Here is an 11,087-nt window from a genome sequence, read left to right on the forward strand (position 1 = left end):
GTGGGTGTAAAAGAAAACAACCAGAAGTACATGTAATACTCCTGGTCATTGTTTGATTCTGCCTATAATAAATTATTGACTGTTTTATTGCGGTTGTCCGTGCCTTCGAAAACATAAGACAACAGCTTAACCAAACTTAACGTAAATGTATACATTTTATACGAACAACAGAGGTATACCTATTAGGTATCTCTATAAAATATGGCTTGTTATGCGATTAACCACCGTGATATTAATAGCTACTTTGATGCAGGTCAGCGCATCGACTTTTGGTCAGCGTGTAACGCTGAAGGAGAATGAAACGCCCCTTAAGCAAGTACTTCAAAAAGTAAGAACCCAAACTGGTTATGATTTCTTATATGATACCAAGCTAATTAAAAATGCAAAAAAAGTAAGTTTAAACCTGAATAATGTTAGTCTTGATCAAGCTTTAAATAGTCTATTTGAAAGTAGGGATCTAACATATACCATAAAAGACAAATTTATTGTAATAAAGGAGAAAGAGAAAACGCCCAGTTTTCTGGATTTACCTAAGCCTGCTTTTGTTAATGTTGATGCTCGCGGGAAGATTTTGGATGAGGGGGGGAAGCCGTTGGAGGGGGCGACGGTGGTGTTGAAGGGGTCTAATAGGACGGTGAAGACGGATGTGAAGGGGGAGTTTGTGATGGCGAATGTACCGGATGATGGGGTGTTGGTGGTTAGGTATATTGGTTATAAGCAGCTGGAGATTAGCTTGAAGGATGCGGTGATGCCGTTGGAGATTAAGTTGAATGTGGCGACTGGAGAATTGGAAGAGGTGAAGGTGAGTTATTCTACTGGATACCAGGACATACCAAAAGAAAGGGCAACTGGAAGTTTTGTACAGATTGATAATAAGTTATTTAACAGGGCTGTAGGCACAAATGTATTAGAGAGAATATTAAATATAACTAGCGGATTGAGAGTTGAAAAGGGAATTGGATCTGAAACAGATATTACGATTCGAGGATATAGCACCATTAATGCAAATAAGCAGCCTTTGATTGTTGTGGATGGTTTCCCGTATGAAGAAACAGTAACTTTTGGTCATGATAGAAATTTAATTAACAATCCTTTATTTAATATTAATCCCAACGACGTAGAATCTATTACCATTTTACGAGATGCAGCCGCTGCAAGTATTTGGGGTGCTAGATCGGGAAATGGTGTAATTGTAATCACTACCAAAAGAGGTAAATATAATCAACCAGTCAATGTCAGTTTCAATAGTAGTGTAAATCTAATTGAAAAGCCGAGGTTAAACAAAATGCACGTGATTAATCCAATGGATGCAGTAGAAATTGAGAAACAACAATTTACAACTGGATTATATGATATCTATGATGATGTGTATCCAGTTTATGATTTCTTTCCTGTACAATCGCCTGCAGTAGAGATCATGCTCGCTGCCAGAAGAAAGAACAGCGGACTGCCTGGCTACAATGCCACTACTGATCCTGAGGTGCTAGCACAATTGGCTATACTGGGAAGTCACGATGTGAGAGATGATGTAAGTAAGTACTTAATACAAACTTCCATAAATCAACAATATGCCTTAAATTTAAATGGAGGAACAGATAAGGTGAAATTTTATAGTTCAATGGGGTTCGACAATAACCTACCTGTAGAAAGGGGAAACAGAGATAACCGGCTGACTCTGAATTTCAATAATACTTATAGGCCAATAAAAAACCTGGAGCTTAACACTTACTTGATGTATACTAAAAGCAAAAACATTAATAATGGTATCGGGTACAATACTTTCCTACCCGGGGCATTTGGATCTCTAATCGCTCCATATACCCGATTAGCTGATGATGATGGAAATGCTTTGCATGTATCCAGAAGGACTTCTAATGCATATAGGACAACATATATAGATACGGCCTCCTATCCTCAGTTATTAGATTGGCATTATCGTCCACTTCATGAATTAGAAAATAATGACGATGTATCAAATTTGTATAGTACTCGTTTTGGCGGAGGAATAAAATATGAGTTGATCCCAGGCTTAAGCATAAATTTAAGTTCGCAATACCAAAAACTGCTGTCAAATAATAACAATTATCAAAACCTTAGTAGTTATTCTACCCGTGATTTAATCAATAAGTTTATACAGTTGGAACCAAGTGGGACCATTGGATATCCTGTACCCTTAGGTGGCATACTTAATTATAACAATGTGGAACAAACTAGTTGGAATGTCAGAGGACAACTGAATTTCACAAAGTTATGGAACAAACACCAAGTGGCAGTTATAGGAGGTGCAGAAGCTAGCGAAACGATGGTAAATGGAAGTTCTGGACGTAATTATGGTTATGATCAAAATACCTCATTGTTTTTTGCTAATATGGATTATAAAACCACATTTCCTGTGCGTGCTTCAGGCGGTAGTGCTGAAACAGTGAGTTCTTCGTCTTCAAAATTCGGAAATTTGAACCGTTTTACAAGTTATTTTGCGAACGGGGCATATACTTTTGATAACAAATATACCTTGACAGGAAGTGGCCGTTTTGATGCAAGTAATTTCTTTGGTTCAAAAGCCAATCAACGAATTACACCACTTTGGTCCTCTGGTCTATCCTGGGATATTAGTAGAGAAAATTTTTATAGGCTGACATGGTTGCCGTATTTAAAACTAAAAGCAACTTATGGCTACAATGCCAATTTAAACAATAAAGCTACAGCTTTACCTACTGCAAGATATACTTCTGCAACGGTAGGATTCCATAACGAAAACTATCTGACTTTGTTAACCCCACCCAATCCAGGACTAACCTGGGAAAAGAGCCGAATGGTTAATTTCACTCTAGAATATGGAATTTTTGGCCAACGAATTAATGGATCTTTTGAATACTATACAAGAAAAGGCATCAATTTGATAGGCATTAAACAGATTGATCCAACTGTTGGATTCAACGAATACACCGGAAATTATGCTAACATGGCTTCAAAAGGGTTTGACTTTATTTTAAATACACTCAATTTAAAGGGCGGACTAAAATGGAATTCAAATCTAAATATCAGTTACAATATCAACAAAATAACAGCCTATGAGATTTCAGAATTCAATTTGAATTTTATGTCAAATTATTTTGGGGGAAATAGCCCAGTTTTAAATCTTCCACTTTACAAGATCTATAGCTACCCTTCTGCCGGCTTAGATCCTGAAAATGGTAGCCCAAGGGGTTATGTAGACGGAGAGGTGAAAAGCTTTCAAGACGTAACCTTGCAAGCTAAGCCTTCCGACCTAGTTTATCATGGATCTGCTACACCGAAAGTATTTGGTTCTTTGATGAATACTTTTGATTATAAGAATATTTCACTCTCCGTTAATATCAGCTTTAAAATGGGTTATTATTTAAGGAGACAATCGATACGATATAGCGATTTATTTAACAACTGGGGCAATGCTCACGCTGATTATTATCAAAGGTGGCAAAAGCCGGGCGATGAAATGCAAACCCAGGTGCCCTCCCAGCCACTTAATTACGATGGTCGTGATGGATTTTATCAACTTTCAGATGCATTGGTTATCAAAGGAGATCATGTACGACTGAATGATGTACGTATCTCTTATAATTTAAATAAGTCAGAGTTTAGGGGCATACCCTTTGCCAATGCCACATTTTATATTTATACCAATAATCTGGGGGTTTTATGGAGGGAAAATAAGGAAGGAATTGACCCAGAATACGCTAATAATGCCATGCCTCCGATTCAAAAAAGTCTCGCCCTTGGTTTAACTGTTAATTTTTAAGCATATGAAAGCAAATTATCAAACGTTCGTCAAATACATAATCTGTTTTTGCAGTGTAATACTTCTCTTCACTAGCTGTAAGAAAGGATGGCTAGAAGAAAAATCCGATAAAACATTAACTGTTCCCCTAACGTTAACCGAGTTCCAGGGTTTATTGGATAATGTCATTGAGATGAATTACCGTGGTCTCTCATTAGGTGAGGTGGCCTCAGATGGTCATTATATCACGGAAGTCTATTATCAAAGTATTGACCCAGCTCAACAACAAGCAGAAAAAGACGCCTATATTTGGTCCAAAATAGGAAGGCATCTCAGTAATAATTCTCAATGGGATGCTAATTATAAAAAAATCCTAACCGACAATGTGATTTTGGATGGATTGAAGAAAATCAGTCCAGGTCCCTTAGAGGTACAGCAGTGGAAGGACATAAAGGGGCAAGCGTTATTGAATCGGGCTAGTGTTTTTTTTAATCTTGCGCAGGTGTATGCCCCACCCTTTGATCTCACAGGTAACAATAATGATTTAGGTATTGTATTAAGGACTTCTTCAGATATTACGATACCATCAAAACGAAGTACTGTAAAAGAAACTTATGAGCAGATTTTGGGCGACTTGAATGAAGCGAAAAATTTGCTGCCGATACGCCCAAAAATTTTGACTAGAGGTTCTGCCAGTGCTGTAAATGCATTGATGGCCAGGGTATATCTAAGTATGGGCGATTATGCGAATGCTTTTATAGCAGCAGACAATAGCTTAAAGCAATATGCCGAATTATTGGACTACAATGATCTTTCCGCAAGTGCAAGCTTCATCGGTCGCTATAATAAGGAAGTGATCTGGCACACTTGCTTTGTTCCTAGTTTTCCTTTGAGCACATGGTTTATAGATGCTGATTGGTTTGGGATGTATAGCGCAAATGATTTGCGCAGAACCAGATTTTTTAGAACGAATACGAACCAGAGTATTTCCTTTAAGGGAAGTTACGAAAATACGTCTGCCGGCTCTCTTTTTACTGGTCTGGCTACGGATGAGGTATATCTGACCAGGGCAGAATGTTATGCTCGTGATGGTAAAGTTGCTGAGGCTCTAAATGATCTGAACATATTAATGAGAAAGCGCTGGGATAATAAAGTGCCTTTCGTTCCTTTTGTAGCAGCTAATGCAGAGGAAGCACTGCAACTTGTACTGACCGAAAGAAAAAAAGAATTGTTGTTCAGGGGAATTCGTTGGATGGATCTGCGCAGATTGAACAAAGATTCGCGCTTTATTTTAACGCTTAAAAGAACTGTAGTAGGGGTGACCTATAGTCTGGATCCTAACAGTTATAAATATGTATTCCCAATTCCTGACAATATTCTTGAACAGACTGGAATCGCGCAAAATCCTGGCTGGTAATTTTTATTAAAATAAATTTTATATACACAAAAATGAAAAGATCAATTCTATTTATTGGATTGCTGTGCCTATTATTTGGAAAAATAATGGCACAACGGTCTCCAAAAACTGAGGCTGATATCGCCTGGGGCGCACTTTTTGACACATCAGAGACGGAACAACAACAGCCTGGCTCCTTTACGTGGTTTAAGTCAATTTATACTCGTATTAATAGGGACTGGAACTTAGGTTTGAATTTCTGGAAACAATTTCCAGAAGATAGAAGAAGAATATTTTGGTTTACCAGTTGCACTGAAGACCCTTTATTCTACAAAGATTTGGATGGAGGTTTAAAGGCCAAACTCGATGGTGAGTATGGTTACTATAATGCGGAGATTGACTGGGAGAAGCTAAATGCTTATGATAAGGAACGTGTCAAGATAAGGAGCTTAATTTTAAATGACCCTGATATTCCAGGAGAAAAGAAAAACATGTTGAGAACCCAAGAAATAGGTCTTATTTATGAAAGAGGTCATAATAAAGCTTTCAGAAATGACAAGGGGCTTTACCTGGCCAAGGTTCAAGATGCTTTTGAAACTGCTATTATTGGGTTGAAAAAAAACGAAAAAATAACCAGACTAAATGATGGATTCAGGTTCATTCCAGAGATTTTCACTAACAGCACGATTTATGGCTACAATGCAGATGAATACCTTGTGTTTCTAAATAGGTATAAAGATACACCGAATCTCCAGGTAAGGGGTTGGATAACAAAACAATTAGCTGTACTTAAATTACGGAAAGTGCCTTTTGAGTTGAAACACAAGGATGTTGAGGGTAAGGAAGTTGACTTAACAGAACTTCGTGGAAAAGTAGTGCTGGTTGATTTTTGGACCACAAGCTGTAGTACCTGTATCGCTAGGATGCCAGTTATCAAACAAATTTATGACCGATATAAAAATCAGGGATTTGTAGTAATATCGGCGGCATATCATCCTGAAGAAGATAGAGAGAAAGTTCTAGTGATACATGAAAAAATAGGTGCAGACTGGCCTGTGATGCTGCTTGGAGGAGATGCCAAATCCGGTTATATAAATCCCAATAGTTTAGGAAAAAAGATCTTTAATGCCTATGGCTTTATTGGGGTGCCCCAATTGCTTTTGCTTGGTAAGGATGGAAAATTGATCATGTACAATGATTTGCTTTTAACCGGAGATTTTGAGCCACTTGTTAAAAAATTACTTTCAGAATAAATATTAAAAATCTTAAAAATTTAAACAATGAAAAAAAATATAATTGTGATACTGGTCTTGTGTTTTGTACAAATAGTATCTGTGGGGAACGGGATATGTGCCCAAAAGGCTGAAAAGCATACGATTTCTGGAAATATTAAGGGATTACCTGCGAAAATAAAGTTAACCTTAATGGTGCAAAATAAAATGGGTAAAATTGATACGATAGCATCTGTGTTATCAAAAAGTGGAGGTTTCCAGTTTCTATTTGATAATGCCGTAACAGATGTCATGTACTACATAGCTATAGATACAACTGTTTTTAAACCTGAAAGATGGAGTGGTATGATTCAGTTGTTTATAGATGCACCAAGAATCAGCATAACTGGGTTATCCGAAAAATGGCCAGATTTTAATATTACTGGTTCCCCTGCAACGACAGTTTATAGAAACTATCATAAAAGTAATGGCGAATATCTGAATGAGGTAAATAGACTAATAACTATATATAGAGATAATCTGTCTGAAATCCAGCGCGAGACCACATCAATTGACGTGATAATGGAAAAGCTCCTTAGTAGTCCAGATACATTAGGTGCCAAATTCAAAACTGCTTATGGAAGCTGGAAAAAATTTGCAAATCAATATTTCAGTGGCAACAAAAATTCGTTCATAGTGCCTTTACTGATTAGAGGTTCTGTTGCATTGGATTTGGATGAAAAGCAACGTGCTTATGACAGTTTACCTATTCAAATCAAGATCAGTTCTTATGGCAAGGGCTTGCTGAAATACATCGACGATGAACGGCATAATATCATGATTGAAAAAAAGCAGGTCGAACTTGCGATGGGAAAACGCATGCCTGATTTTAAGATCTCATCGCCAGAAGGTACGACACAAAGTGTTTTGGATATTGCCTCGAAATCTGATTATACTTTGATAGATTTCTGGGCCAGTTGGTGTGGACCTTGCCGGGATGCTATTCCAAAAATAAAGGAAGTTTATGAAGCTTACCGTTCAAAGGGCTTTAATGTACTTGGCATTTCCACCGACAAGAGTGAGACCGCCTGGAAGAAAGCTATGGCCCAGGAAAACCTAAAATGGGACAATGGTATAGATAATATCGATTTAGCGGAGCTAAATATATTCGGATTAGCTGCCATACCTGGTTATATTCTTCTGGATAAGGACGGTGTTGTTATACAAACTGATTATTTCAGCGGAAAAGGAGGAACAAAGATCATTCGACCGGGCGAGAAGACGCTGGGTAACGATTTGAAGGAGATTATTGGGGCGCTTTTGGGAGAAGGGAAGGGTAAATAGACTGTGAAAAAGACACTATTGATCATCCTGGGTTTTGTGTTGCTTGGTGTAGTACTACAAGCTCATATATTTAAACCTGTTAAATGGAGTTTTATGGCTGCGTCGGTAAAGGGGTAAGACTGGAATGCAAAAGGTGAGTATGACTGCGGTGATAGAGAAGGGCTGGCATATCTATAGCCAGAATACGCCTGATGGTGGGCCTTCGGCTACGAAAGTGACTTTTGCTAAGAACCCTTTGGTGCTATTGGGTGGGAAGGTTAAGGAAGTAGGTGAGATGCATAAAGTGCATGAAGAAGCTTTTGGAGTTGATGTGTGGTATTACAAGGACAAGGTTGATTTTGTTCAGATAATAAAACTGAAGAAGCCGGGTGTAAAGACAATTCTAACCGGGACGGTGGAATTTATGGTGTGTGATGATCATCAATGTTTGCCGGTGGAGGAAGTGGGGTTTAGTATTGAGCTTAAATAATCTATGAAAAATAAAAGGTTGCGGGGAGTGGAAATTTTAACATGCGTTATGGTTCTTGAGCAGCTCTCCGCCCTTTTTAGATCCTTCGCATTCGCTCTGGATGACAAAATCGATGCTCTGGATGACAAAAAAAAAATAAAAAATGAAAACAAATAAAAAAATAACAGCGGCGAGCTTACTGGATTTCCTGATGAGAGACAGGGAGCTTGTGGGATTTATTAATCAGCATGATGTGAGCGTGAGTTCTTTTGATCCGGGTCAGGTGACCCTGGGTTATTATTTGCAGGAGCAGACGGATGATGATATGAGGGAGGTGATGCTGTGGTCTGAGGATATGTATGCAGAAGAGTTTATGGTTGAGTTTAGTATAGTGCGTTTGGAGGATTTGGGAAAGATAACAGTGGAAGATCTTTGGTTGCGCTATAGAGTAGACCGCGCGTATATCACTGTGTTCAATGGGGAGGATGATGTGGATATGAGGATTGGTGATGGCGTGAAAACGTTGGAAGAGGCTTTGGTGTATGGGATGAGGGCGATGAGTGAGGATAAAGAGTAGTGAGCTAGGCTAACTTTAGTCAAAGTTTTGAGAAACAATGCAAGGAATTGAGATCCTTCGCGATGCTCTGGATGACAATAGAGGAGGGACTAAATAAAAAAAAACCGCATGGAAATGCGGTTTTTTTAGCGACAATATTTAGGGATGAAATTTTTTAAATAATAAACTAATGAATTATAGTTTGTGAATAAAATGAATAGTGGGTTAGATTCTTCGCTGTGCTCTGAATGACAAAAATCGGTGAATGAACAGGGATTACAAATACATAACGGTTAAGTGAGGAGGAACAGGAAGATTGGGAACCAATTTCTCAAAATCATCAAAATAACCAATACAATGAAAAATAAATGTTAAACAACAGAAAAACCTTTGAAAAACTAATGACCCTATTACGTAATATCTATCCTGATGTTCCATTGCCGGAAGGATTTGAGGAATTTCTATGGATCAGGATGACTGTAGAGCCTCTTTACAAAAAAGACAAAATCCTGGAATTTCAGGGCGAGAAACCTAAGAACGCTTATTATGTAGTAAGTGGGCTGGTCACCGTGCATGGGTATTTGGATGCTGTGCCTTTTACAGAAAGTATTTACAGGGAAAATACAATTGTTGCATTGAATGCTTTTATGAAGCGGGAGGATGCTGCGCATACGATAACGGCTACGAAAGGTACGTTGGTATGGAGTATCAGTCATACTGCAATGGAAGAAATCTATAAAGAGTGGCCACCGCTGAAAGCGCTTGCATTGCAGACGGCACTAAATTATTTAGAGATGAAAAAAGAAAGACGTAGTTCATTCCTGGCCATGCTGGCCGAAGACCGGGTGTTGGAATTTTATAAAGCCTTTAAAGGATTGCTTCCGGTAAGGTCGAGTCCGATCAAGGATGTTGATATAGCCAGTTACTTGTCAACTTCCTTAAAATCGCTGAGACGAAACAGGGGTAAACTTTAGCAAAATTTTGGTTTGAGTGGCCAAATGGGAACTCAGATTTTATTCGGTCTTTTTAGTTTTGTGGCCTAATTAAACCTATTAAATGAAGAACGAATCTCTATGTGAAGTAGTCCTGGAAAAGCTGAACTTACTTTACGAACACCAACAAGAATTAATGATGCTCATGAAAGCAATGAAACTAGTTTTGCCTGACGCCGTGCCTGAAGAAGAGGTATGGCTTACTAAAGCTGCGGTTATGGATTTGTTGTGTATCACCAGTAGCACATTCTATCGCAGGTTAGCTGAATACAGGTGGGAGCGGAAGAAGAGTGGAGGAACTTGGTATTATTTGAGGAGTGATTTGTTCAAATAATTGGATTGTATTTAATAAATTGATAATAGATTGCCGTCATGCTGAATTTTTCATTAGCATCTCGCACTTGCAGGGTGGACTTTCTATTCCGGGATCCTGAAATAAATTTACTGCGTAGCTTTCCGCTGCGCTACAGGTCAGGATGACGATATGTGTGGGGAAGCAGGTGATGATGGATAGAGACCTGGCGGTTTTGTATGGAGTGGAGACAAAAGCATTAAATCAAGCTGTAAAGAGGAATAAAGAACGGTTTCCTGAAAGATTTTGTTTTGGATTAAATAAGCAAGAAACCAATGAACTGGTCACAAAGTGTGACCGCTTCAAAACATTAAAGCTTTCAACTTCTCAAGTTAAGGCATTTACTGAACAAGGTATAGCAAGTTATGTAACTGCTCACGATGGAATTGCTATCACATTATCTCCTGAAATTTCAAGGCCAAATTGGAATATAGTAAAAGATGTCTTGCAAGGATTGAAACCGTTAAGTACCTTATCTAAAGATTGTCCTGACTTATAAAACTATGAAAAGATTATATTATATCGCTTTTGTTGTTTGCCTGCTTCAATTCCTCATGTTTGTTCTGATGCCTTTTGGTGGTATAAAAACTTTTTGGGAGGTCAGCAAAACTGGAATTTTTAATAATCCACCAAACCCTACGCCGTTGTTTCATATTGTAAGCAGAATATTAACCTATGTTTATCTTGGCTGCATGGTTTGCGGCCTCTTGACACCTCTCGTGTATAAGATTGACCCTAAATTAAAGTATAAACTGGGAGTGATATTTGGAAGTATATCACTTTTCATTTTATTCCTCGGCGGAAGGACACTAATGTTGATATTCGGATAATTTAGAATTAGAAGAAAATTACGGAAAAAGGGCCTTCTTTTTAAAGAAGGCTTTAGTGGGTAATATGTCCACGATGTTTTTTGATACTCCATTTATTTTGAATCATAACTATGAATCAAAATATGTACGAGGAATGATTTGTTCAAATAATTGGATTATTATTTAATAAATTGATTAATTAGGTAAAATATTTCTATTTGA

The 11,087-nt window shown here is 38.0% G+C and carries 10 protein-coding genes; all 10 read left to right on the forward strand.

Annotation, left to right across the window (positions count from 1 at the left end; translation table 11 throughout):
- Positions 1-211: 211 nt before the first annotated feature.
- The 10 genes from R2Q78_RS19700 (at position 212) to R2Q78_RS19745 (ending at position 10,886) form a co-directional block, all read left to right on the forward strand.
- Positions 212-3,778 carry a SusC/RagA family TonB-linked outer membrane protein gene (locus R2Q78_RS19700; RefSeq protein ID WP_316794270.1) on the forward strand — a complete coding sequence of 1,189 codons (3,567 nt, stop codon included), beginning with the start codon at positions 212-214 and terminating at the stop codon, positions 3,776-3,778.
- Positions 3,779-3,782: 4 nt separating this feature from the next.
- On the forward strand, positions 3,783-5,174 hold the full coding sequence (locus tag R2Q78_RS19705; protein WP_316794271.1) for a RagB/SusD family nutrient uptake outer membrane protein: 1,392 nt from the start codon (positions 3,783-3,785) through the stop codon (positions 5,172-5,174).
- 32 nt (positions 5,175-5,206) lie between these two features.
- Positions 5,207-6,406: a TlpA disulfide reductase family protein gene (locus R2Q78_RS19710; protein ID WP_316794272.1), complete on the forward strand. Its 1,200-nt coding sequence runs from the start codon at positions 5,207-5,209 to the stop codon at positions 6,404-6,406.
- A gap of 27 nt (positions 6,407-6,433) precedes the next feature.
- Positions 6,434-7,708 carry a TlpA disulfide reductase family protein gene (locus tag R2Q78_RS19715; RefSeq protein ID WP_316794273.1) on the forward strand — a complete coding sequence of 425 codons (1,275 nt, stop codon included), beginning with the start codon at positions 6,434-6,436 and terminating at the stop codon, positions 7,706-7,708.
- Between the two features lie 124 nt (positions 7,709-7,832).
- Positions 7,833-8,177, forward strand: a complete 345-nt coding sequence (locus R2Q78_RS19720; RefSeq protein WP_316794274.1) for a protein-disulfide reductase DsbD domain-containing protein — start codon at positions 7,833-7,835, stop codon at positions 8,175-8,177.
- 142 nt (positions 8,178-8,319) lie between these two features.
- Complete coding sequence (locus R2Q78_RS19725) at positions 8,320-8,733, forward strand: hypothetical protein (RefSeq protein WP_316794275.1); 414 nt, start codon at positions 8,320-8,322, stop codon at positions 8,731-8,733.
- Between the two features lie 347 nt (positions 8,734-9,080).
- Positions 9,081-9,686 (forward strand): Crp/Fnr family transcriptional regulator, encoded by a 606-nt coding sequence (locus tag R2Q78_RS19730; RefSeq protein ID WP_316794276.1) that lies wholly within the window; start codon positions 9,081-9,083, stop codon positions 9,684-9,686.
- Between the two features lie 82 nt (positions 9,687-9,768).
- Positions 9,769-10,038 carry a hypothetical protein gene (locus R2Q78_RS19735; RefSeq protein ID WP_316794277.1) on the forward strand — a complete coding sequence of 90 codons (270 nt, stop codon included), beginning with the start codon at positions 9,769-9,771 and terminating at the stop codon, positions 10,036-10,038.
- 169 nt (positions 10,039-10,207) lie between these two features.
- Positions 10,208-10,555 (forward strand): ORF6N domain-containing protein, encoded by a 348-nt coding sequence (locus R2Q78_RS19740; RefSeq protein WP_410478497.1) that lies wholly within the window; start codon positions 10,208-10,210, stop codon positions 10,553-10,555.
- Positions 10,556-10,559: 4 nt separating this feature from the next.
- Positions 10,560-10,886 carry a hypothetical protein gene (locus R2Q78_RS19745; protein WP_316794279.1) on the forward strand — a complete coding sequence of 109 codons (327 nt, stop codon included), beginning with the start codon at positions 10,560-10,562 and terminating at the stop codon, positions 10,884-10,886.
- Positions 10,887-11,087 lie beyond the last annotated feature (201 nt).

The organism is Pedobacter frigoris (assembly GCF_032678645.1).
Classification (GTDB): domain Bacteria; phylum Bacteroidota; class Bacteroidia; order Sphingobacteriales; family Sphingobacteriaceae; genus Pedobacter; species Pedobacter frigoris_A.

What these genes read in the sequence shown, in the direction of transcription:
- R2Q78_RS19735 (WP_316794277.1), top strand. Translation starts at nt 9,769, where the DNA reads ATGAAGAACGAATCTCTATGTGAAGTAGTCCTGGAAAAGCTGAACTTA.
- R2Q78_RS19705 (WP_316794271.1), top strand. Translation starts at nt 3,783, where the DNA reads ATGAAAGCAAATTATCAAACGTTCGTCAAATACATAATCTGTTTTTGC.
- R2Q78_RS19700 (WP_316794270.1), top strand. Translation starts at nt 212, where the DNA reads ATGCGATTAACCACCGTGATATTAATAGCTACTTTGATGCAGGTCAGC.
- R2Q78_RS19715 (WP_316794273.1), top strand. Translation starts at nt 6,434, where the DNA reads ATGAAAAAAAATATAATTGTGATACTGGTCTTGTGTTTTGTACAAATA.
- R2Q78_RS19730 (WP_316794276.1), top strand. Translation starts at nt 9,081, where the DNA reads ATGTTAAACAACAGAAAAACCTTTGAAAAACTAATGACCCTATTACGT.
- R2Q78_RS19720 (WP_316794274.1), top strand. Translation starts at nt 7,833, where the DNA reads ATGCAAAAGGTGAGTATGACTGCGGTGATAGAGAAGGGCTGGCATATC.
- R2Q78_RS19725 (WP_316794275.1), top strand. Translation starts at nt 8,320, where the DNA reads ATGAAAACAAATAAAAAAATAACAGCGGCGAGCTTACTGGATTTCCTG.
- R2Q78_RS19740 (WP_410478497.1), top strand. Translation starts at nt 10,208, where the DNA reads ATGATGGATAGAGACCTGGCGGTTTTGTATGGAGTGGAGACAAAAGCA.
- R2Q78_RS19745 (WP_316794279.1), top strand. Translation starts at nt 10,560, where the DNA reads ATGAAAAGATTATATTATATCGCTTTTGTTGTTTGCCTGCTTCAATTC.
- R2Q78_RS19710 (WP_316794272.1), top strand. Translation starts at nt 5,207, where the DNA reads ATGAAAAGATCAATTCTATTTATTGGATTGCTGTGCCTATTATTTGGA.